Raw genomic sequence first — 23,837 nt, 5'->3', positions numbered from 1 at the left:
GTCACACCGACAGATCGCCGGCGTTCCGCCCTCGGCCGGATATGGCATGTGATTTTCGCCGCCACCGCATCCGCAGCTCTTATGATGACGTGCCTTCCAGGATTGCCGGCATATGCCGAGGACGCGTCGCAATCCGACGCCAATACCGACGGAAACACGTCACAGGTCGGTGACACGCAATCACAAGGCGAGGCCGACAACGGCAATGTCATCACCGATATTTTGCGCGTCGACACCGCGACATCCACCATCACCGACACATCCGGCTATCATATGAGCGTCACCGTCAGCAACACCACTGACGAAATCATCAATAATGCGACGCTTACCGTATCTGCGAACGCATCATACTTATTCGTTTCCCGCACTGACATTCAGCAATGGGCCGAAGGCACCGCGCGAATCCCCACGCCGAGCACACTCGGACAGGCCGCAATCGCATCATTGAATCCCGGCCAAACGACCACCGTTTCCATTGACGTCGCCGCCGACGCGCGCATCATGCAATCATTCACCACGTGGGGGCCCAAACCGGTATTGGTGTCATTAAGCGACGATGCCGGCCACATTGACGCCATCCACACGTTTGTGACGCGATCGCCTGCTGATCTGAATAATGCGCAGACGCCAGCCTTGAATATCACCATGGCAATGCCGCTTACCGGCGACAGCTGGAGCGTGAATACCGATGCCATCGACGATCAGATTGCAGGCGACAGCGCATCCGATGTCATCTCCCCCAGCAAAGAAGCGGCGGCGCAGCATAAAACGTTGGAACAGACAATCGCCAAGCATGATGATTTGCAGGTCGTCGGAGATCCGACATATTTGACCACGCTTACCATGCCGACGCAAACCGATGGCATCATGCAGCCAGCCAATTTCGACATCACCAATTACAGCGCATACGACGATCGTGACGCTTTCGACAATGCCGGCATCAGCGAACAGGATTGGAATGCGGAAACCGCAGTTGACGATTTGCGCGATGCGCTCGGCGACGCGCAGGCGCAGTCGAATGTGTACGCATGGCAAGGCGACGCCAATTGGACACTGGATGCGTTGAACGTCGCTGCAGAGCAGGGATACTCCACTGTCATTGCGACACATGATTTTGATACGGACGACTCTGCCACTGTTGAAACCGGCAAATATGTCGTGCCGACCGATTCTGGCGACGTCACTGTGCTTGCCGCACAAAACGTGCTCACTGCATTGGCACAATCCCAGCCGACCAGCGCGCAGGCTGATGGCGAAACCACCGATGCGGGGCGTCTGTCGCGTTTCGTCGCGCAAAGCGCGTTCTACCAGATGGAACAGCCGTATGCGTCACGCAATCTGCTGGTATGCATGGATCAAGACGTCGACCCGGCTTTTGCGGACGCTCTGATGCAGGCCATTGAGCAGTCGTCTTGGCTAAACACCACCGATTTGCAGACGTTGGCCGCCGCCGATGCCTACATGGTCGGAGAGGACGCGTTGCAGGCCGTTCCGACGGAATCCGGATTGAAAGCGCAGCACAAAACGTCGATTGATACCGTTTTGCAGCAGTCGCAGCGGACCAACACAACGATTGCGCGTTTCCGCAACGCCATTATCGACGGCGAATCGACCGCCGCCAGCAATACTGCAAGCACCATTAAAGAATGGGCTTCCGGCCTTTCCAATACCGCCACGAATCTCACTTTGGCCGCGCTCGAAGCGGACGACGACTCACAAGGCGCATTGCTCGAAGCGATACGCAATATCCGTAGCGATCTTGGCGATACAGTGCGCATCACGCCGTCCGAAACCGTGTCTGTTGTCAGTGAAACGGCCAATATGCCGGTGACAGTGAGTAATGATTTGCCGTTTGCCATCAGCATTCAGGTGGCGTCCATCACCGATTCGGCGCAAATCGTCACATCCAGGCATGAAGATATTCGTATTCCAGCGAATTCCGAAGCTCAGGTGACGTTCAATATTCGTGTTATCACATCCGGCCGGGCGACTGCGACGACCACGCTGCTCGACCGTAATGGCAACGTATTCGGCTTATCGCAGACCACCACCATCACCAGCGCGCTGCAAATCAACGATAAAAGCGGCTTTGTAATCATCGCATTCGCCGTATTGCTGGGCATTGTGGGCTTGTGGCGCCAATTCAACCGTACGAAGGATCCCGACGAATGAGTTCATCAGTAGGCCGCAATTCACTGATTATGGCCAGCGGCACAGCCGCTTCCCGCATCACCGGACAGCTTCGTACGATTCTGCTGGCGTGGGCGATGGGCACAACCGGCATGGCCGCCAACGCGTACCAAGCCGGATCGATGATTCCGCAGGTGATTTTCACACTGGTGTCCGGCGGCATTTTCAATGCGGTGTTGGTGCCGCAGATTGTGCGCACGTTGCAGGATGACGATGCGGAAACGAAGCTTAACCGCCTGATCACATTCGCCATTGTGCTGCTGGCCGGCGTCACGCTGATTATGGCCTGCGCCACGCCATTGCTGACCATGCTGTATGTGAATGGCAATCCGGACATGATGGCGTTGACCAACGCCTTCACACTGTGGTGCATGCCGCAGATTTTCTTCTACGGCCTGTATACGGTACTCGGCCAGATTTTGGCGGCGAAAAACCATTTCGCCACGTACGCGTGGAGCTCGGTGGGTGCGAATGTTATCAGCTGTGCCGGTTTCACGCTGTTCATCGCGTTGTTTGGCCGTGCAAGTGAGCAGCCGCTTGATTTTTGGACCGGCAATACCATTCTGCTCACCGCCGGCACGTGGACGTTGGGCGTGGCCTTCCAAGCGCTGATCCTGTTCGTGCCATTGCGCCGTCTCGGCATTCATTTCCGCCCGACGTGGGGCGTGCGCGGCATCGGCCTTCGTTCGATGGGCCCGGTCGCCGCCTGGAGCATTGGCATCGTTATCGTCGATCAGCTGGTGAATATTGTGCTTACGCGTGTGACGACGGGCGCGCCCGCCCAGGCTGAAGCGCTGTATGGGCTGTCGCAGTTTGATGTTGCGGGCAATGCGACTTTCCAAAATGCCAATACGATTAACGTGCTGCCGTATTCGCTGATTGCGGTATCGGTTTCGACGGCTGTTTTCCCGCTGATTTCACGCGCTGCGGCTGCGCATGATCTGAATGCGGCGCGTAATGCCTTGAGCGAGGCTTTGCGCAATGTAGGTTTGATCATGTGCTATTTTGCGGCCGGTTTTATTGTGATGCCATCGGAGATCGCGCTTGCGCTGCTGCCTTCGGTCAGCGTGAAAGAGGCTGTGCTGATTTCGTTTCCGCTGATGACGTTGGCATGCGCGCTGCCGTTGACGAGCACGTATTTGATTATTCAGCGTACGTTCTACGCGTTTGAGGACGGGCGTAGTCCGTTCATTTTCACCGTGTTGCAGGTGGTGTTGCAGGTGGCGATTCTGCTGGGCGGTGCCGCTCTGCTGCCCCCGACGCAATGGGTGTTGATGATGGGAATTTCGTCGACGGTGAGTTATTTGCTGTCGTTCCCGCCGCTTGTGGTGATGTTGCGCCGTCGTTTTGCGGGCGATTTGGATGGGGCACGTATTACTCGCGCTTTTGCGAAAGCCATTGTCGCCGCACTGTGCGCGGCCATGGCGGGCCTTATACTGCGCACTCCAGTGCATTCCTTGCTGGGTGCACATGTGAATATATCGGGAATTCTTAATCCGGCTTTGGCCGGCTCTTTTGATGCCGGACATATGAATTGGCTGCAGGCCGTGGGCTCGTGCGCGCTGCTTGGAGTCGCCACATTAGGCGTGTATGTGATTGTGCTGAGGCTTCTGAAAACCGACGAGTTGAATGCCTTGTTCGGCATAATCTCTCGCCGTTTTCCGATGCGTAACGGCAGGAGTTCCGCGGACCATCCCGCCCGTTAGAATAACAACAGCGCCGGCCGGGCCGGGCTCTTATGCGAACGTGCGAATCGTAAGGTCAAAGGGAACGATGAAACCTCAATTGGGTGATACCGTCAACAACAGGTATGTTCTGGTGTCGTTGCTGCGTGAAGCGGGCGGAATTCAGGCTTGGAAGGCCAATGATTACCTGCTGTCGCGCGATTGCCAGGTGTTCATTGTCAACAATGCGAAGGCGTTGGATCCGGTGCTCGCTTTGGCTTCCTGCAAGGCCGTGACGAATGACGATCATTTCACGCATGTGTTGCAGGTGAATCGTGTTGAAGGCGCCATCGTTATCGTCACACGCCTTGATACCGGCATCAGCCTGTCCGATTATATTGAGGACGGATTGAGCAGGCCTTTGACGTTTGACGCGATACGTTCGATTATGTCGGAAACGCTGCAGTGTGCGCGCGCGCTGCTTGACGAAGGGCTGACACATCACGCGATTACGACCGATACCGTTCGCATTACACGTCACGGAGTACAACTGGCTGACACTCCGATCAGCCCGCTGCTGCTGGATCACACGCATGCTGAAGTGACGTCAAATGAAGTGCAGTACATTATCCGCCAGTTGGCGGCGTTGCTGTATGCGATGCTGACGCGTAAGCCGTCATATGCGATTGGCGATTTCGATCTTGATGCACTTGGCGACAATGTTCCAATGGATTTGCGTGTGATTTGTCGCCGTGGATTGGCGTTGTCGGATGGTGATGATGATTCGGTTGTCGCTTTGGCCACGTTGGATGAGCTGGATGCATTGCTTGGCCGTTTCACACCGGTAAGGGAGCTGGACGCTTCCGATCTTGATATTCCGTCCATTGATGGCGAATGCTCAATTATTGGGGCCGCTTTGGCGCCGGTTTCCGCAAGTGATATCAATGATTATCCGGATGGCGTTGTCACTTCGGAACGTGTGCCGGTTATGGATTTCCAGTCCCCGTACGGCATGGCTGCGGTGACTTCTCCGATTGCGACGGCCAATATTGCATCTTCTGCATCGAATGCCGAAAATGACGCTCCCGGCACGCTGAAATCCATTTGGGCGGAAAGCAAGCAGGTGTGGAGTCAGGAGAATCTCAATGGCATGAGCGAAACCGACCAGTTCTCTTTTCCACTGACTCCGACCGATTCCTCGGCCGCTGCAGCAGATGAGCCGTCTTTTGCCGAGTCTACTCATCGTCTGCCCGTGATTGCGCCTGATGGCTCCATTATTGAACCGGGTACTGCTTCGCAGCGTGAGCTGAATGAGGAGCAGCAGAACGAAGCGATTTCCTTTGTGCCTTCTCCCACGCGCAATATGCCGGTTCCGCCTTCGTTCGAACCTCAGGCGACGCGTGCCGCCAATCGCGAGAATCAGGAAGAGCAGGTTGCCGACGCCCGCCTTCTGGGCAATCTGCAGACGAAGGCCGTGGCTATTATCGCCATGGTCGTTGTTGTGGCGATTGCGCTTGCTTTGGCGTTGCATAGCCTTTCAAATCCTGTTAATGACAGCTCTTTCACGATTGACGAGAAGGATAACGCTTGGCCTGAGATGAACCTTGATGAGGTTCCGTTCGGCGATGGAACCGGCGCTTCGGCTGACGCTTCGAAGAACGATTCCGACGGCTCCTCTGATTCTTCGCAGGATTCTTCAACCGAGGTTGTCACCGCAGACAAGGACGCCAAGGCCGTGCCGGATCCGAAGGTTCCGGAAAATACCGTCGCATTCCAGATTGATAACCGGAACTTCCTGCAAAGCCCAGCTGGCCAGTCCGGCTTCGGCTATTACATGCATTTGTCACAGCCGGAAAAGCCCTACCGTATGGTTATTACGATTCGTTCTTCCGGCGGCCAGGGCTTTATTCGTGTGAATACAACCGACGATCCGACGCAGGGTGAGCAGGTCGCGCAATTCACATTCGATGAAAGCGGTACCACCGAGATCAAGTTCGACAAGGTACTGGAGACCCAGGATGTCATGCTTTGGGTTCCGATGGACAGCCTGCCCGGCAACCAGCTGTACATCGAATCCGTGGAGATCTACTGAGCCGTCTGACCTGTCAATCGTTCAGTTCCTCGGATTCCTCCGATTTCGCGTCGCGCACGCCATTTTCTCTTTCGGCCGCCATATCGTTTGTGGATATGCGCTGTAAGAGGAAGCAGCGTGCACGTCATTGAGATTCCCTATTGTGGAATCATGACAGAACAGATTCATGACGCAATTATCATCGGCTCTGGCCCGGCTGGCTACACTGCTGCCATCTATCTGGGTCGTGCCGGCTATCAGCCTCTTGTTATCGCAGGCGCTCTGACGCCTGGTGGCCAGCTGGTGAACACTACGGAAGTGGAGAATTTCCCCGGATTCCCTGATGGCATTATGGGACCTGACCTGATGGATAACATGCAGCGTCAGGCGGAGAAATTCGGCGCACGACTTGTCTGGGATGATGTGACGAATGTTTCGCGCGCAGACGATGGCCTGTTCACCGTCGCTTGCGATCAGGGCGACGTGTATACCGCTCGCGCCGTTGTCATCGCCACCGGCTCACGCTATCGTAAGCTCGGCATTGAAGGCGAGGCGGAGTATTCCGGCAAGGGCGTCTCCTATTGTGCGACTTGCGACGGTTTCTTCTTCCGTGATAAGCCGATCGTTGTGGTCGGTGGCGGTGACAGTGCCTTCGAGGAGGCCGACTTCTTGTCTCGTTTCGGATCTTCGGTAACGCTGATTCATCGTCGCAGCGAATTCCGAGCTTCCCGCATTATGGTCGAGCGCGCGCAGGCGAATGAGAAGATCAGCTTCCTGACCGATTCCGTTGTGGAACGTGTCAATGGAGACGATTCCGGCGCACAGTCCGTTACCGTGCGCAATGTCGTCACCGGAGAGACTTCCGACATGGCAGCCAATGGCGTGTTCGTTGCCATCGGCCACACTCCGGCCACGGATTTCGCCAAGAATATCGTCGAGCGTGACGAGCAGGGTTATGTGTTGGTGGCTGGAGCCAGCACGCGCACCAGCGCCGCCGGCGTTTTCGCCGCAGGCGACTGCGTTGACAGCGTGTATCGTCAGGCGATTTCCGCCGCCGGCATGGGATGCCGCGCCGCATTGGATGCGCAAGCGTATCTGACTGAGGAACGCTGATATCGGCTGTTGCAGGGCTGTGTATGACGAAGGGCCGCTGTGGGGTTCCCTCACAGCGGCCCTTCGTCATGTGTCGCTATGCTGTGCTGAATTATCAGACCCAGCCGTTGCCGGTATCCGTATCATCGCCGTCGGATTGCGGCATCAGCATGCCGAGAATACGATCCATATCTTCAGGCGAGGAGAATACGATTTCGATACGGCCATGCTGCTTGGTGCCCTTGATGGATACCTTCGTATCGAAATGATTTTCCAATCCCTGCTGTACCGGAGAGCCCAGCCACGGATTAAGTCGGTTGGTTTTCGGCTTCTTCGGCTGATCGCTTTCGGCGACCTTCATGGCGACGATTTCCTCAGTGCTGCGCACGGATAGGCCTTCCGCGATAATGCGATCGGCCAGGGATTCCATATCCTCATCATTGCGCAGACCCAGCAGCGCACGCGCGTGGCCTGCCGACAGCACGCCGGCGGCGACCTTCTTCTGTACTCCTGCAGGAAGGTTCAGCAGGCGCAGGGTGTTGGCGATCTGCGGACGTGACTTGGACACGGATTTCGACAATTGCGCTTGCGTCAGACCGAATTCGTCGATCATCTGCTGATAGGCAGCGGCTTCTTCCAACGGATTCAGGGCCACGCGATGCAGATTTTCCAGCAGCGCGTCACGCAGCATATCGGTGTCGGCGGTGGTTTTCACAATAGCCGGAATCGTGGTGAGACCTGCGATCTGCGACGCACGCCAGCGACGTTCGCCCATAATCAGCTCATACATGCTGTCCATACGATCGTCGAAGTTCAGCGAATCAACCTCGCCAAAACGTTCTATTGCGTCCTGAGAGCCCTTGTCGGCATTGTCGGCACGCTTGGCCGCGATTGCGGCTTCAATCTGCTCCAGAGGGCGTTTCCGTACGACGATAGGCTGCAGCACGCCGACTTCCTTGATGGATTCGGCCAGCTCGCGCAAATCATCTTCGTCGAAAATGGTTCTTGGCTGATGGGTGTTCGGTCCGACATCCGTCAACTTCAGTTCGACGAGATAGCCACCCTGCACCGGAGCCAGCTGCGGTTCCTCATTGCCGTCATCCTTCTTGGATTTCAACTTGGCTTCGGCGGCTTGAGCTGCGACCTGCGGCGTCGGATCAAGTGCGACGACGCCGGGGCTGAAGAACATGTCCGCCGGATGGGCGATATCGTTCAGACCAGGCATTTCAGCGCGGCGAGCGGAAGACTTCGAGGACTTGGAGTTTTTGTGGGATGCCGGAGATTCCTTCTTTTCGGCCTTCTGCTTGATCGCCGCAGTATTCTGCTGCTTTTCAGCGGTGAGATCGCCACTAGCCGCAACATGCGCAACGCCTGATGCTTTCGCCGTTTCGTGGACTGGAGTGACCTTCGGAGCGGCAGGAATCACCGAATTGGATGAGACTTCCTCATGCTGTTTGGACGCTTCGTCCTGTGCGCCGGGCAGCACGGGAAACAGTGCGCCCAAACCCTTGCCCAAACGTGTTTTCGTGGACATAATCAGTTCTCATTCCTTCTTGCTTCGATTGCCTGCAACACCAACGGGGATTTACGGGCGAGTTCCAATGCGGCCTCGCAATACGAGATGGCTCCCATGCCACGCGGGTCATAGGCCACAACGGTTTTGCCGAAGCTTGGCGCTTCGGAGATTTTTACCGTTCGAGGGATCGTCGTGTCGAGGACGATGGTCGGATAGTGGCTTTTGACTTCCTCATACACTTCGCGGCTCAAGATCGTGCGCCGATCGAACATGGTGATCAGCATGGTGGAAACAAGCAGCGTGGGGTTGAAATGCGTCTGGACCAGGCCAATGGTGTTGATCAGCTGTCCCAGGCCTTCCAACGCATAGTATTCGGCCTGAATCGGAATAAGCATTTCCGTCACCGCGCACATCGCGTTGATGACCAGCAGGCCCAGGCTTGGCGGGCAGTCGACGATGACATAGTCATAACGCTGTTCGCTGGATTCAAGGAAGCCGTCGACAGCTCGCTTCAGCAGTACATTGCGGTCCGCGAGATCGGCGATTTCCAGTTCGGCGCCACTCAGATCGATGGACGCGGGAACAACGTCAAGAGTTTCGAAGTCAGGACAGGTCTGCTTGACTTCGGCGATGCCCATACGTCCTTCAAGCACGTCGTAGATGGAAGGTTCGCCGGACGCATGCGCCACACCCAACGCTGTGGAAGCATTGCCCTGAGGATCCATATCGAGCAGCAAGACATGAGCGCCGCCTTGCGCCAAGGCCGCGGAAAGGTTGACCGCCGTAGTGGTTTTGCCCACGCCGCCTTTCTGATTGGCGACTGCGATACGACGGGTTTTCTCCGGCAGGGGGAACGTTTGTTCCTGCAATGCCGCATAACGGGAGGCTTCATCAGCAATTTGAATGCCAAGTGGAGAATTATGATCTCCAAAAATACGTTTGATGGTGTCTGCAGCGGATTCGACCGCAGCCGCCTCATCAATGCGCTCGGAGTCGCTCATGAACCTGTACCCCCTTGAAAGTCATTAAACATGTATCAGTTTCTTCAGTCGCATGGACAGTGTCGGACTTCATCCCACACTTTTCCAACATTGTGGATAATTGTGGATAAGCAGTGGAAAACTCATGCACCCCCATTGTTTATCCACCCCTCTAACGCGAATATTTCCAATACTTTTCCACGCGAATTCGCATCACGTCAAGAAGTGTGGATAAATATTCCACTTATGTAATCTTGTGGATAACTCGCTTATTTCCTATCCACAACAACCACATGCGTTTCTTCAAGCCCTTCGCCGACGGGCGCTTCGATCACACGCGGATTCACTCCTCCCCACTTGCCGATTTCTTTGGCTGCTTTTTCGATTTCAGCCTGCGCCGATCGTCCCTTCAAGGCAGCCAAACGACCGCCCGAAACCAACAAAGGCAGCGTCCAGCCCGACAGTTTCGTCATCGGAGCGACCGCACGGCAGGTCACCACCGCAAAAGGATGCTTCTGGGAAATCGGATTGCCATCCAAATCGCAAGCGGCTTTTCGCGAAGACGCCTTACCGCCGCGCCCAACGGCGGCAATCATCTCATCGGCGCGCGCACGTACCACAGCGACATTGTTCAATTCCATGGCGGAGGCGCATTCCTTCAGCCATTCCACGCGTCGCTCCATCGGCTCGATCAGTACAATATCATGATCCGGCAAGCATGCCGCCGCAACGATTCCGGGGAATCCGCCACCGCTACCGACATCGGCGACTGTTTTGAATCGACGATTTTCCGTCGCGCTCTTCACAAAAGGAACAATCGCGGCGGAATTCAAAATATGACGTTCCCAGATAATCGGCACATCACGAGGTCCGATCAGACCACGAGGCTCCCCCTCTTCAACCAACTTCGAATGAAAAACACGAAGTTTCGGCAAAGCGTCGCCCAATACTTGCTCCAGAATTCCGGAACCTTCTATCTCATCGTCTAATTTTGGCCCATCAAACACATCAGTCATACATGACATCCTATAAAAAAGCGCCGCACTATGGCGGCGCTAAGCGTGTTTCACGTGAAACCTGCAAATCAGGCGTCTACGAGATCCTCGAATTCATCGTCGGTCTCATCCACGGTGGCGCGCATGTACACGGTAACGTAACGGCGCGGCTCTTCGCCATGGGAGCGGGACTTCAGCCCCTCTTCCCGAACGACATCGTGAATCACCTTACGTTCGAAGGAATTCATCGGCTTCAAGTTCACCGGTTCACCGGTTTCACGAACCTCATCAACGGCATCCAAAGCGATGTCATGCAGATGCTGACGCTTACGTTTCAGGAATCCATCCACGTCAACGATCAAATGGGAACGGTCGCCCGTCTTCTGCTGCACAGCAAGCCTGGTCAGCTGCTGCAGCGCATCAACGACTTCGCCGTTACGTCCGATCAGGTTCTTGATATCGGTATCGTCATCGGCGACAATCTGAATCATCGGGCGATTGTTGCGAATGCCCAGTTCAATGTCACCCTCGTAATCGACGATATCGAGAAGCCCCTCCAAATAATCGGCGGCGATGTCAGCTTCGTCATTGAGCTGATCGATGGTCTTGTCATCATCCTGCGCCATAGTGACTGCTCCTTTTACATGAATTAATGATCAAGTCTACTGCCCCAACGGTCTCCCCAACGCGACCTCAAGATAAGGGCGTGTCCCGCACTCCGAACCGGAATACGGGACATTATTCGCTACTTCCTACGCTTCTTGCGCTGCGGCTGCTGGCGCTGATAACCGTTCTTCTCTCGGTTGGCAGCTTCCTCGCGAGCCTTCTGCAAAGCTTCATCTTCCAAAGAAGGGAGGCCGGCGCGTTCACGACGCGCGTTCTCGTTCTTGTGGTCGCGAATCTTCTTGGCTTCGGCGGCTGGGGAGCCCGGGGTCGGGAAGGCGTACACCTGCCACAACGAACGTCCCAGATTGCAAATGTTGTTGGTCAGCCAGTACACCAGCACAGCGAACGGCATGGCGACACCGGAGAAGATGTACATGATCGGGAACACCCACAGCATCATCTTCTGCATCATTTCGGCCTGCTTGTTTGCAGAGCCTGCCGGCATATTGCGCTTCATGTTGTTGTACTGCATGAACCACAAGCAGCCACACATCAACGCCACGAAGCAGCCGATGACGACTTTGCCCATGGAATCGGCGGTGACGAATGTATCGGTCACGTTCGTGCCGAATACCGTGGTTTTGGTGAATTCCTTCGCCGTCGCCACGTCGAAGGCGCCGAGCGGGGCACGCTTGCCGTTAGCAATATAAGGAATCGCGGACAGCGTGTAGAACATACACATGAACACAGGACCCTGAATCAGCATCGGCAGGCACGAGCCCATCGGGTTCGCGTCGTTATCCTGATACAGCTTCATCATCTCGCGCTGCATCGCCTCTTTGCTGGCGGCGTCGTTCTTGCCCTTGTACTTGTTCTGGATATGCTGCATCTTCGGCTGAATCGCCTGCATCTTACGCATCGATTTCATCGTCTTGTAATACAGCGGGAAGATGCAGGCCTGCACCACCAGCACAAGGAAGATGATTGCGAACACCCAGGAGAAACCGACGGACGGCAGTCCCAGCAATGTCAGAAAATCATGGAAGATGGCCATGATCTGGGTCATCAGCCATTCAACCGGGGTCAGCAGCTTGTACAGCCATCCCCAAAATCCGCTATCGAGCAGGAATTGATCTTGATTCATCGTCAGACCTTCTCCTTATCGTCTGAGGCCAAAGGGGTCAAACGAGGCTCCTCATGAGCCTTGGACCATGAAAATCGGTAGAAAATGGAGTATCGCCGCGGAACGTCGTCAATTCCCCCACGACTCCACGGACGACAACGTAACAGGCGTAATACCGCCAAAATCCCCCCACGCAACGACCCATATCGCAGTATCGCCTGCAACGCGTAATTCGAACAGCTGGGGTAATACCTGCAGCATGGCGCGGTGTTCGCGGAAATATGCTTCTGATACCAACGAATACCGCGAATCAGCACGTTGCGCTGGGAATCAGTGCTCATCAGCGTACGGCTTTCCGCCGAACAGCTGCGAATAATTCCGACATCTGCCTGTCAAGCGATTGAAAATCCGCGTGCGCTGCGCTGGGCTTCGCTCGAAGGACAATGTCGCAGGATTCGGGAAGATCGGCCTCGTATTTTTTAGCCAACACACGAAAACGCCGTTTGACGGCATTGCGGGTCACCGCATTGCCGACGGCTTTGGATACGGCCAGACCTATACGTTTGGCCGATGCATCCGCGGAGGCAATATCGCAGACATCGTCATGCACAAGATAGTGCACGACGATGTCTTCACGAGATACCCTACGACGGCGTTTGAGCACCGCAACGAAATCGCGGTGACTTTTCAGCCGTTCCACTGCTATGCCGTTAAAACTCAGGCAGAGAGGGACTTGCGGCCCTTGGCGCGGCGACGGTTGATCACGGCGCGACCGGAACGGGTGCGCATGCGCAGGCGGAAACCGTGCTTCATGTGGCGACGGCGGTTGTTCGGCTGGAATGTCCTCTTCATATGTAATGCTCCCGGTTTTTTGCCATGCTTAGGCACGGCTCCTCATGAGTCAAGCTCTACTAAATTACTCTGACCCCTATACCAAGTCAAAACAACAAACTTCTTTTCACATTTTTTGTCGATAACTTTTTCGCGGGCTATCCACAAAAAATGTTGATATTCCGCCGATATGCGGTTCAATCTTATCCCCATTTACCGAGAATTTTATTCACAAACGCATCTTTTTCAACACGCGAGGCGGTGGATAACTTCTAGGAATCGGAGTAAAAAGGTAATTTGTACTTATATTCGGTGTGCATATCGGGGAGGAGGACCATGGAAAACACAGCACATGATCCGTCGGCGCAAGCCCGCGGCGTATGGTCCGACACGCTGGCACTGCTTAAAGTCAATTCCTCGTTGACCGCGCGAGACAAGTCCTGGTTCGAACGCGTCACTCCGGAAACGATGGTCGGCAACACCATCGTATTGAGCCTGCCGGATTGGGCGACTCAGGAAGCACTGCAAACGGAGCTGAACAAGCCGCTGCTCGAATCCCTGCAGATTGCGACCGGCCAGAACATGTTCCCGGCATTCAAGATCGTTCCGGTGGAGGAACCTGCAGCGGAACCAGAACCGCAACCCGCATTCCCTGCCCATAAATCTTCGAAAAAAGAGAAAAAAGACAATAGCGCCGAATCCTCCGCGCAGGGGCAGCTGCCTATTCCAAGCTCCATGCCGGAACAGACCTTCCCCTCAAAAACCCAGTTTGCGGGCGGGCGTAACAAGCCGCTGCTTGATTCCCAGACCCATCTGAATAAAAATGCCACGTTCGACACGTTCGTGCCCGGCGATTCCAACCGTTTCGCGCGTACGGTCGCTTTGGCCGTGGCCGAAGGCTCGGGCCGTGATTTCAACCCGCTTTGTATTTATGGCGGTTCCGGACTGGGCAAAACCCATTTGTTGAACGCCATCGGCAATTATGCGCTGTTGAAGGACCCCAAGCTTAAAGTCCGTTATGTGACCAGCGAGGAGTTCACCAACGAATTCATCGAAGCGCTGCAGACTCCGAACCAAAGCCAGGGCCAGATCGCGGAATTCAACCGCCGCTATCGCGAAGTGGATGTATTGCTGATCGACGATATCCAGTTCCTGGGCGGTAAGGAAGCGACGCTGGAGCAGTTCTTCCATACGTTCAACAGCCTGCATCAGGCCAATAAGCGTATCGTCATCGCCTCCGATGTGGCTCCGAAGAATCTTAAGGGCTTCGAAGCACGTCTGATTTCACGATTCGAATCCGGTCTGACCGTCGATGTCAAGCCGCCGGATTTGGAAACCCGAATCGCCATTCTTCGCATGATGTCGTCCATGAACGGCACCAATATTCCCAATGACGTGTTGGATCTGATCGCGGAACGTTTCACCGAAAACATCCGTGAGCTCGAAGGCGCGCTGACGCGTGTTACCGCAGTGGCTTCGTTGAGCAGCCAACCGGTTACGCGAGCGTTGGCCGAGCAGACCTTACAGGATTTCTTCACCACGGATGTGGAAATCAAACCCACCGATATCATTGGTCAGGTCGCCAAGTATTTCCACGTTTCCTTTGATGACATCGTCGGCTCGCGTCGTACGAAGAACATCGCCTTGGCACGTCAGGTCGCCATGTATCTATCCCGTGAGATGACCAGCATGAGCTTGGTCGACATCGGACGCGTATTCGGCGGCAAGGACCATACGACCGTGCTGCATGCATATACGAAGATCAGCGACGAGATGCAGGAAAAGCAGGAGATCTACAACTACGTCATGGAATTGACGGTTCGATTGAAGCAGCGCAACAACAAAAAGTAGGGGTTGGGCAAAAGAACGACACACCGGGAATGTGGATTATTTTAAAAAAAGTTATCCACATACTTTTGCACAATTGTGGGAAAAGCCTTTGGACAACACGTTAAATACTCCACATTTTTTGTTGATAGGCAGTGGAATTGCCCGGGCGCTCTGTGGATAAGTTTTCCGGCTTCAAAACCCGGTGGATAAGTCGCCTACTTTTCCACATACCACTCAAAAGTTATCCACACTTGAGTTATGCACATTTTTCGCGCTGTTACTAAGTAATTTTATGGTTATCCACAAATCCACCGGCTTTATTATTTCGATTATTTACAGCTTTATCGGTTCATAGCCATATCAACTACAGCCACATACCAGCGGCACAATATTCGAAGCCGATTGCCGATACAATTGCCTCAGTACCCCTGCAGAAACGAGGATTGACATGAAAGTTGAAATCAATACCCAAAGCTTTTCCGATGCGGTCGCTTGGACCACTCGCATCATCGACTCTCGTCCTTCCAACCCGATTCTTGCTGGCATTCGTCTTGAAGCTGCAGACGGAACTTTGCATCTTTCCTCATTCAATTTCGAAACATCCGCTCGTCACCACATCGATGCAGGTGTCGACGAATCCGGTTCCGTGCTGGTTCTGGGTAAGCTCCTTGCTGACATCACCAAAACCTTGCCGTATGAGAAAACCTATCTTTCTACCGATGCTTCGACGTTGACCATCACTTCCGGCAAATCAACCTTCACCATGCAGTTGATGCCGGAATCCGAATATCCGGATTTGCCGACGGTTCCGCAAACCCTTGGCCAGATGAAGGCCCAGGCTTTGATACAGGCCGTCAATCAGGCTTCCGTCGCTGTGTCCCGTGAAGAAAACCGTCCCGTACTTACCGCCATTCGCGTGCAGTTCCAAGGCGGCAACATCATTATGAGCTCCACCGATCGCTTCCGTCTTGCTCGATCCACCGTCGCTTGGACGCCTCAGCAGCCGGACATCAATACCACCGCACTGGTTAAGGGCTCTTTGCTGCGTGATGTCGCACGCTCTTTGGACGAACACCATGACGTCACCCTCAATTTGGATCCGGAATCCTCGTCGCTGATCGGCGTCGAAAACGCCGGCCGCATTTCGACGATGCAGCTGATCGACGGCGAATTCCCGGCTGTTGACCGCCTGTATGCCGACTCCTATCCGATTCATGCCGTTCTTGACAAGCAGGCTCTGCTCAGCGCCATCAAGCGTGTTTCCCTGGTTGCCGAACGCAACGCCCCTATTCGCATGATGTTCTCCGGTCAGGAATTGACGCTTGCCGCCGGAACGATAGACGAAGCCCATGCAAGCGAAACCTTGGAAGTCGATATGGATGGCGACGACATCACCGTCGCATTCAACCCGTCCTACCTGATTGAAGGATTGAGCGCCATCGCCGAACCGTTCGTGCATATGAAGATGACCACGCCGGTGAAGCCGGTGGAGTTCAACGGCCAGAAGGACATGGATTCCGATGAGTCGATGAATTACCGTTATCTGCTTGTGCCGATGCGTTTCAACAGCTGAAACGGCTGAATCGCTGATATCCGCATTCAATTTTCGAAAACCCGCATCATGTATATTTCGCGCCTTGCATTGGACCGTTTCCGCTCATGGGAGCATTGCCTGCTTGATTTGAAACCCGGCGTCAACATCCTGCAAGGTGCGAACGGTTTAGGCAAGACCAATATCGTCGAAGCTATCGAAGTGCTGTCTACCGGTTCCAGCCATCGCACATCATCATCTTTGCCATTGGTGCATCGCGGCGAAACATCAGCGGTGATCCGTGTCAACGTGCATGCCGACATCGCCGAAAGCCAGCCGACGACATATGAGGCGACCATCAGCGCACGCGGCGCCAACCGAGCACGCATCAATGGCGGCGCATCCTTGTATATGCGCGAAATTATCGGACGCATACCCTGCGTCGCCTTCACTCCGGACGATCAACGATTGGTTTCCGGCGATCCCGCGACCAGACGAAATTTCATCAACCAGGCCGGCTCATTGCTGGATATGCGATATCCGCAGCTGGTGCAACAGTGCACGCATATAGCCAAACAGCGGGCGGCATTGCTGAAAACATTGTCTGATGCGGGTCATGGCAGCGCGGAGTATTCCGCCGACGCCGCGTTAAGCGGCCTTGAAATATGGACTGGCCAATTCATTGAAGCCGGCATCGCGCTGACTCGTATGCGCGCCGACATCGTACACCGTCTTTCTGAGCCGTTCAATCGTATCTATCGCTCGTTGACCGGCGACAATCAGCAGGCTGTGCTGCAATACGAGCCGTCTTTTGACGAAGTGCTCATATATGAGGAGCCGGCGGCGGAAATCAGCCGTCATTTTCAGCGAATCTATCCGGGCGAAGTCGCGCGCGGGCAGAACCTGATCGGCCCTCATCGCGATGATATGACGCTGATGCTCAACGATATGCCGGCCCGTGAATTTGCGTCGAACGGCGAAATGTGGACGATGGCGCTGGCGCTGAAAATGGCGCTGTACGACGTGCTGGAAGATGTGCACGGCGTCAAGCCGATTGTGATTCTTGATGATGTGTTCGCCCAGCTTGACGATCATCGTCGCGAACAGATTCTGCGCTTTGCAAGCGAACAGGATCAGGTGCTGATTACCGTCGCCTCCGCCGGCGATGTGCCGTCGTTTTCGGATGACGTCAATACCATTGACGTCGCTTCTTTGCTGGCCTCCCCCGATATGGACGCCACGAATATCAGGTCTGATATGAAGGAAGGCTGATCATGCCGGATCCTCCTCTATACCAGACCTTGCATGTGGATGCGCGCAAGCTTCCTGCGGAAGTGTTCGAACGTGTCAGCGCCCGTGCTGGATTGCTGCGTGAACGCGCCGAACGCAATGAGCGCGCGTGGGAAAGCTTTGGCAAGCCGGGGCGCGACCCCGACTTATTGGGCGGTGTGCTGAGCATATTCGCTTCCGACCGGCAGTGGACGCCGTATTTGAAAATCGCTCAAATGCGCAATCATTGGGAGCAAGTGGTGGGACCTGCCATCGCTCAGCATTCGTATGCGGCCTCTTTTCGAGATGGCGTGCTCGTTATTCAAACGGATTCGCCGGTGTGGGCCACGAATCTGACATATTTGATTCCGCAATTGACCGATACGATTCGTGAACGCCTTTCCGGATTGGATGTGCGGGAAATTCGTGTGACAGGCCCGCAAAATGGACGCTTGCGACGCGGTGGCGGTGCCCGATATAGGCGATGAGTGAATCCGATATATAAAATTTCGCCATATCCTTACGTGTCTCCGGAGACTAGTAGAATCACATGCAGACTATATAAGCGGCTAGAAGGCCCCTTTATGTGCGTTCTAGACGGATGTCGCCCATAAAAAAGCCTTCTGCCGTACGAAAATGCAGGAGGAATTCTCTGTGGCAGAACTTGAAGCGGATTCGCTGAAGGATTCAACTGAAGGTACTCAAGAAGCACAGCAGGAGACCGGCCAGCTCGAAGATGCGCAGCTGGATGAATCTCTGGCTCCCGAACATTATGACGCCTCCGATCTGAAGGTGCTTGAAGGTCTTGAAGCAGTACGCATCAGGCCTGGTATGTATATCGGCTCCACTGGACCGCGTGGCTTGCACCATCTGGTGTATGAGATCGTCGACAACTCCGTCGATGAGGCTTTGGCCGGGTATGCGTCGCATATCGAAGTGACGATTCTGCCGGATAACGGCATTCGCGTCGTCGACGACGGTCGTGGCATTCCGGTCGATGAAGTGCCGGGCGAAGGCATTTCCGGTGTCGAAACGGTGATGACGAAGCTGCACGCCGGCGGCAAGTTCGGCGGCGGCGGATATGCGGTGTCCGGCGGTCTGCATGGCGTGGGCATCTCCGTGGTGAACGCATTGTCGACCCGCGTCGACATCGAAGTGCGCCGTCAGGGATTCCACTGGACTCAGACGTATCTGAATCAGAAGCCGACCGCGCGTCTGGCCCAGGGCGAGCCGATGGCCGAAGGCGAATCCACGGGCACTTCCGTGACGTTCTGGGCCGATCCGGCGATTTTTGAAACGACCACCTACGATTTCGAAACGTTGCGCAACCGTTTCCAGCAGATGGCCTTCCTGAACAAGGGATTGAAGATTTCCCTGACTGATATGCGTCATGTCGATCAGGCTGGTGACGAGGTCGCCGGCGACGGTGACAATGTCGTCGAAGAGCTGCATCAGAGCGTGAGCTACCAGTACATGCACGGCATCAAGGATTATGTCGGCTATCTGGTCAAGAGCCGTAAAGCGACTCCTGTTGAAGACGAAGTCATCGACTTCGAAGCCGAAGACCTGAAGCTTGGTATCTCCGCCGAAGTGGCCTTGCAGTGGACCACTGCCTATTCCGAGGCCGTGCACACGTTCGCCAATACAATTTCCACCACGGAAGGCGGCACGCATGAAGAAGGCTTCCGCGCGGCATTGACGTCGCTGATCAACCGTTACGCGCGTGAAAAGAACATTTTGAAGGACAAGGATGAGAACCTGTCCGGCGATGATGTTCGCGAAGGCCTGACCGCAGTCGTGTCCGTAAAACTGACGACCCCGCAGTTCGAAGGCCAGACCAAGACGAAGCTGGGCAATTCCGAAGCGAAGACCTTCGTGCAGCGTGTGATGACCGAACGTTTGGGCGACTGGTTCGATTCGCATCCGAGCGAAGCGAAGAACATCATCCAAAAGGCCATTGAAGCGTCCCGTGCGCGCATTGCCGCCAAGAAGGCCCGTGAAAACACTCGTCGCAAGTCGATCTTCGAATCGGCCGGCATGCCGGACAAGCTCAAGGACTGCCAGTCCAGCAATCCTGAAGAGTGCGAACTGTTCATCGTCGAGGGTGATTCCGCAGGCGGCTCCGCCATTCAGGGCCGTAACCCGATCACCCAGGCCATCCTACCGCTGCGCGGTAAGATCCTCAACACCGAGCGGGCTAGCCTCGACCGCATGATGAAGTCCGACACCATCGAATCTCTGATCACCGCCGTCGGCGGCGGCTACGGCGAGGACTTCGATATTTCGAAGGTGCGCTATCACAAGGTCATCATCATGGCCGATGCCGATGTGGATGGCGCGCATATCGCTACGCTGAATCTGACGTTGTTCTTCCGTTACATGCGTCCGATGATCACCGCCGGCTATGTGTATGTGGCCATGCCGCCGCTGTACCGTCTGAAGTGGACCAAGGGACCGCACGATTTCGTGTACACCGATAAGGAACGCGACCGCGTGCTTGCCGAAGGCAAGGCCGCAGGCCGCCAGTTGCCGAAGGGCGAAGGCATCCAGCGCTATAAGGGTCTGGGCGAAATGAGTTATCAGGAACTGTGGGAGACCACCATGGATCCTGAGCATCGTATTTTGAAGCAGATTCACATCGAAGACGCCGCACAAGCCGATGAAACCTTCTCCATGTTGATGGGCGACGAAGTCGAACCTCGCCGTCTGTTCATTCAACGTAACGCGCATGATGCGCGATTCATCGACGCGTGATCGATTTTCGGATAAGTGACTTTTCGACCATTAGATTCAAGGAACAACAGTGGCAGACGACATCAATAATGAAGAACAGAACCTGCCCGACGGTTCTATGGAACCGTTGAGCCCGCAGGAGGCCGATGATACCGATTATGGTCTGATGACCGGTGAACGCATCCAGCCGACCGATCTGCAGCAGGAAATGCGCGACTCGTACCTCGCATACGCACTTTCGGTCATCGTCGAGCGTGCATTGCCTGACGTGCGCGATGGTATGAAGCCGGTGCATCGTCGTGTGATTTACGCGATGTATGACGGCGGCTATCGTCCGGACCGAGGGTACAACAAGTGCTCTCGCGTGGTCGGCGATGTCATGGGTAAGTACCATCCGCACGGCGACTCCGCCATTTACGACACGTTGGTGCGTATGGCACAGCCGTGGTCGATGCGTAACCTGCTCGTCGACGGCCAGGGTAACTTCGGATCCCCTGGCGACGATCCTGCCGCGGCAATGCGTTACACCGAATGCCGTATGGCGCCTCTCGCCATGGAAATGGTGCGCGACATCGACAAGGACACCGTCGACTTCGTGCCGAACTATGACGGCAAGACGCAGGAACCGACCGTGCTGCCGGCCCGCTTCCCAAACCTGTTGGTCAACGGTTCTTCCGGCATCGCAGTCGGCATGGCCACCAATATTCCTCCGCACAATATGCGCGAAGTCGCAGACGGTGTGCATTGGGCGCTTGACCACCCGGACGCCAGCCGTGAAGAGCTGCTGGAAGCCCTGATCGCTCGCATCAAGGGACCGGATTTTCCGACCGGCGCGACGATTCTCGGCCATAAGGGCATCGAACAGGCCTACCGTACCGGCCGTGGCCTGATTACGATGCGTGCCGTCGTCAACACGGAGGAAATCAAGGGGCGTATGTGCCTGGTCGTCACCGAACTGCCGTACCAGGTCAATCCCGACCGTTTGGTGGTTTCCATTCGCGAAGCGGTGCGTGACGGCAAGATCCAAGGCATCGCCGACATGCGTGACGAAACCTCCGGCCGTACCGGCCAGCGCTTGGTGCTGGTGTTGAAGCGCGACGCCGTTCCGAAGGTCGTGCTCAACAATCTGTATAAGCATTCCCAGCTGCAGCAGACCTTCGGCGCCAACATGCTGGCGCTGGTCGATGGCGTGCCTCGCACACTGAGCCTGGACGCGTTCATCCGCCATTGGGTCAATCACCAGATCGATGTGGTCGCGCGCCGTACCGCTTACCTGAAGCGTGAGGCCGAAGAACGTGATCATATTCTGCAGGGCTATTTGAAGGCTCTCGATATGATCGACGAGGTTGTGGCGTTGATTCGCCGATCCTCTGACACTGAAGCTGCGCGCGCAGGCCTGATGGAACTGCTTGACGTCGATCAGGTGCAGGCGGATGCCATCCTGTCGATGCAGTTGCGCCGACTGGCTGCTTTGGAACGTCAGAAGATTCTCGACGAGCATGAAGAGCTTATGCGCAAGATCGCCGATTACGCCGACATTCTGGCCAAGCCGGAACGTCAGCGTCAGATCATCGGCGACGAATTGGACGAAATCGTCTCCAAGTATGGTGATGAGCGTCGTACGCGCATTCTGCCGTACTCCGGTGAAATGAACGTCGAAGATTTGATCGCCGAAGAGAACGTGGTCGTCACCGTCACGCATTCGGGCTTCATCAAGCGCACCAAGGCAGACGAATACCGTGCACAGCATCGTGGCGGCAAGGGCATCAAGGGCGCGAAACTACGTGAAGATGATGTGGTGGATCACTTCTTCCTGACTTCTACGCACAACTGGCTGTTGTTCTTCACGAACAAGGGGCGCGTCTACCGCTTGAAGGCATATGAGCTGCCGGAAGGCTCTCGCGATTCCAAGGGCCAGCATGTGGCGAATCTGCTGCAGTTTGGCCCTGATGAAGAGATTCAGACCGTGCTGTCGATTCCGAATTACGAGGTCGCCAAGTATCTGGTGCTCGCCACGCGCAGCGGCAAGGTCAAGAAGACCGCACTGGCTGAATATGATTCGCCGCGTCAGGGCGGTCTGATTGCGGTGCGCCTGATGACCGACGAAAACGGCGAGACGAATGATGAACTGATCGGTGCAGCCCTGTGCAACGCGGAAGACGACATCATTCTGGTTTCGAAGCTCGGCATGAGCTTGAAGTTCCGTGCCGATGACGAACAGCTGCGCCCGATGGGCCGCCAGACCGCCGGCGTTCAGGGCATGAAGTTCCGCGAAGGTGACGAACTGCTCGCCATGGATGTGGTGTGGGGCGACACCGACAAGGACTTGTTTGTGGTCACGAACGAAGGCTTTGCCAAGCGTACGGCCATCAGCGAATACCGTCTGCAGGGCCGTAACGGTTTAGGCGTGAAGGCCGTGCAGCTGGTTGAAGGCCGAGGCACGCTGGTTGGTGCCGTTGTGGTGTCTGAAGATGACCAGATCATGGCCATTATGAAGTCCGGCAAGGTGATTCGTTCCGATGTCGCCGAAGTCAACCGCACCGGCCGTAATACGCAGGGTGTGACTTTCGCAAAGCCGGATAAGGATGACGAAATCATCTCCATCGCGCGCAACGAAGAAAAGGACGAAGATGATTCCGAAGAAAGCGGCAACGCAGCTTCGGAGAACACCGCAGCAGTCGAACCGACTGTTGAACAGGCAACGGAATCCAAGTCCGTGCAGCAGGCTGAATAACGTCGGTAAAAGCTGGTATTCTCGGCCCAAGATGTGTGAGCCGTTTTGGGCCGAGCGTATTAGTCGCTAAGGAGCAATAATGAGCGAGAACTCCGAAAACAATGAGCTGCCGATCAACGTGATGAAGGGCAGCGGTCCGGTTGCCGGCGCAGCTGAAAGCAATGAGGTCCATGCACCTCGCACTGCGCGTTCCGCTTCTGGAGTTAGCGGCGCTGCCGGCAACGGCGGCACTGTCCGTAAAAATCGTCGTAATGTTCCGCGCGCTCGTCGTATGAGCCTTTCGGTTACGCGTATCGACGCATGGTCTGCCGCAAAAGTCAGCTTCATGCTGTCCGTCGCCGGTGGCATCATTCAGGTCGTCGCAGCCGGTTTGGTGTGGGCTATGCTGAATCTGGTCGGCGTTTTCGACAGCGTGACCCAGTTGTTCTCCTCCACCGGCCTTGACGTTGACGGCTTGGATCTGGAATCCATTTTCACTTTGCCGACCGTGCTGAGTGCCGTCACCATTTTCTCCATTGTCGAAGTGGTGCTGGTCACCATTCTGGTCACCATCGGCGCCATGCTATACAACGTGGCAAGCACGCTGGTCGGCGGCTTGCACGTCACCCTCGGCGACGACTGATCCAATCAATCAAGCTTCAAATAATCAAGCTTCAATGAAAAAAGGCTCCC

Annotated in this window: 19 protein-coding genes; 11 read left to right on the top strand and 8 right to left on the bottom strand. The window is 55.4% G+C overall.

What is annotated here, in order from left to right; all coding sequences use genetic code 11:
- The first annotated feature begins 81 nt into the window (after positions 1-81).
- From AC1AWD_RS06715 to trxB, 4 genes are all read left to right on the top strand, one after another.
- Positions 82-2,172: a DUF6049 family protein gene (locus AC1AWD_RS06715; protein WP_476564917.1), complete on the top strand. Its 2,091-nt coding sequence runs from the start codon at positions 82-84 to the stop codon at positions 2,170-2,172.
- Positions 2,169-3,896: a murein biosynthesis integral membrane protein MurJ gene (gene murJ / locus AC1AWD_RS06710; protein WP_476564915.1), complete on the top strand. Its 1,728-nt coding sequence runs from the start codon at positions 2,169-2,171 to the stop codon at positions 3,894-3,896. The genes AC1AWD_RS06715 and murJ overlap by 4 nt, the downstream gene beginning before the upstream one ends.
- A 67-nt stretch (positions 3,897-3,963) precedes the next feature.
- On the top strand, positions 3,964-5,946 hold the full coding sequence (locus tag AC1AWD_RS06705; RefSeq protein WP_476564913.1) for a protein kinase family protein: 1,983 nt from the start codon (positions 3,964-3,966) through the stop codon (positions 5,944-5,946).
- Positions 5,947-6,096: 150 nt separating this feature from the next.
- Positions 6,097-7,038, top strand: coding sequence for a thioredoxin-disulfide reductase (gene trxB / locus AC1AWD_RS06700; RefSeq protein ID WP_476564911.1), 942 nt, complete (start codon positions 6,097-6,099; stop codon positions 7,036-7,038).
- Between the two features lie 94 nt (positions 7,039-7,132).
- Here trxB and AC1AWD_RS06695 read toward each other — a convergent pair whose 3' ends face one another.
- From AC1AWD_RS06695 to rpmH, 8 genes are all read right to left on the bottom strand, one after another.
- A complete protein-coding gene (locus AC1AWD_RS06695; RefSeq protein WP_476564909.1) occupies positions 7,133-8,551 on the bottom strand; it encodes a ParB/RepB/Spo0J family partition protein in 1,419 nt (472 codons plus the stop codon).
- Between the two features lie 2 nt (positions 8,552-8,553).
- Positions 8,554-9,534: a ParA family protein gene (locus AC1AWD_RS06690; RefSeq protein ID WP_476564908.1), complete on the bottom strand. Its 981-nt coding sequence runs from the start codon at positions 9,532-9,534 to the stop codon at positions 8,554-8,556.
- Between the two features lie 248 nt (positions 9,535-9,782).
- Complete coding sequence (rsmG, locus tag AC1AWD_RS06685) at positions 9,783-10,529, bottom strand: 16S rRNA (guanine(527)-N(7))-methyltransferase RsmG (protein ID WP_476564906.1); 747 nt, start codon at positions 10,527-10,529, stop codon at positions 9,783-9,785.
- Between the two features lie 68 nt (positions 10,530-10,597).
- Complete coding sequence (locus AC1AWD_RS06680; RefSeq protein ID WP_476564904.1) at positions 10,598-11,134, bottom strand: Jag family protein; 537 nt, start codon at positions 11,132-11,134, stop codon at positions 10,598-10,600.
- A gap of 119 nt (positions 11,135-11,253) precedes the next feature.
- On the bottom strand, positions 11,254-12,258 hold the full coding sequence (gene yidC, locus AC1AWD_RS06675) for a membrane protein insertase YidC (protein WP_476564902.1): 1,005 nt from the start codon (positions 12,256-12,258) through the stop codon (positions 11,254-11,256).
- A 2-nt stretch (positions 12,259-12,260) separates the two neighbouring features.
- Positions 12,261-12,578 carry a membrane protein insertion efficiency factor YidD gene (gene yidD / locus AC1AWD_RS06670; RefSeq protein ID WP_476564900.1) on the bottom strand — a complete coding sequence of 106 codons (318 nt, stop codon included), beginning with the start codon at positions 12,576-12,578 and terminating at the stop codon, positions 12,261-12,263.
- The gene (gene rnpA, locus AC1AWD_RS06665; RefSeq protein WP_476564899.1) at positions 12,578-12,937 is read right to left on the bottom strand and encodes a ribonuclease P protein component; all 360 of its coding nucleotides are present in this window, start codon (positions 12,935-12,937) and stop codon (positions 12,578-12,580) included. The genes yidD and rnpA overlap by 1 nt, the downstream gene beginning before the upstream one ends.
- A gap of 17 nt (positions 12,938-12,954) precedes the next feature.
- Positions 12,955-13,089 carry a 50S ribosomal protein L34 gene (rpmH, locus tag AC1AWD_RS06660; protein WP_007054596.1) on the bottom strand — a complete coding sequence of 45 codons (135 nt, stop codon included), beginning with the start codon at positions 13,087-13,089 and terminating at the stop codon, positions 12,955-12,957.
- A 315-nt stretch (positions 13,090-13,404) separates the two neighbouring features.
- On the opposite strand from rpmH, the gene dnaA reads away from it, so the two are divergent.
- The 7 genes from dnaA to AC1AWD_RS06625 all read left to right on the top strand — a co-directional run bounded on the left by dnaA (position 13,405) and on the right by AC1AWD_RS06625 (position 23,787).
- Positions 13,405-14,919 (top strand): chromosomal replication initiator protein DnaA, encoded by a 1,515-nt coding sequence (gene dnaA / locus AC1AWD_RS06655; RefSeq protein ID WP_476564891.1) that lies wholly within the window; start codon positions 13,405-13,407, stop codon positions 14,917-14,919.
- A 427-nt stretch (positions 14,920-15,346) separates the two neighbouring features.
- Entirely contained in the window at positions 15,347-16,471 is a 1,125-nt protein-coding gene (gene dnaN, locus AC1AWD_RS06650) for a DNA polymerase III subunit beta (RefSeq protein WP_476564889.1), read from the top strand.
- Between the two features lie 48 nt (positions 16,472-16,519).
- Entirely contained in the window at positions 16,520-17,701 is a 1,182-nt protein-coding gene (gene recF / locus AC1AWD_RS06645) for a DNA replication/repair protein RecF (RefSeq protein ID WP_476564887.1), read from the top strand.
- Between the two features lie 2 nt (positions 17,702-17,703).
- Positions 17,704-18,186, top strand: coding sequence for a DciA family protein (locus AC1AWD_RS06640; RefSeq protein WP_476564885.1), 483 nt, complete (start codon positions 17,704-17,706; stop codon positions 18,184-18,186).
- Between the two features lie 148 nt (positions 18,187-18,334).
- Positions 18,335-20,452, top strand: coding sequence for a DNA topoisomerase (ATP-hydrolyzing) subunit B (gene gyrB / locus AC1AWD_RS06635; RefSeq protein ID WP_476564884.1), 2,118 nt, complete (start codon positions 18,335-18,337; stop codon positions 20,450-20,452).
- A gap of 97 nt (positions 20,453-20,549) precedes the next feature.
- Positions 20,550-23,165, top strand: coding sequence for a DNA gyrase subunit A (gene gyrA / locus AC1AWD_RS06630; protein WP_476565000.1), 2,616 nt, complete (start codon positions 20,550-20,552; stop codon positions 23,163-23,165).
- Positions 23,166-23,244: 79 nt separating this feature from the next.
- Positions 23,245-23,787 carry a DUF3566 domain-containing protein gene (locus AC1AWD_RS06625; RefSeq protein ID WP_476564882.1) on the top strand — a complete coding sequence of 181 codons (543 nt, stop codon included), beginning with the start codon at positions 23,245-23,247 and terminating at the stop codon, positions 23,785-23,787.
- Positions 23,788-23,837: the final 50 nt, after the last annotated feature.

It is taken from the genome of Bifidobacterium sp. LH_512 (assembly GCF_056356435.1).
This window is presented reverse-complemented; position numbering and strand designations above follow the sequence as displayed.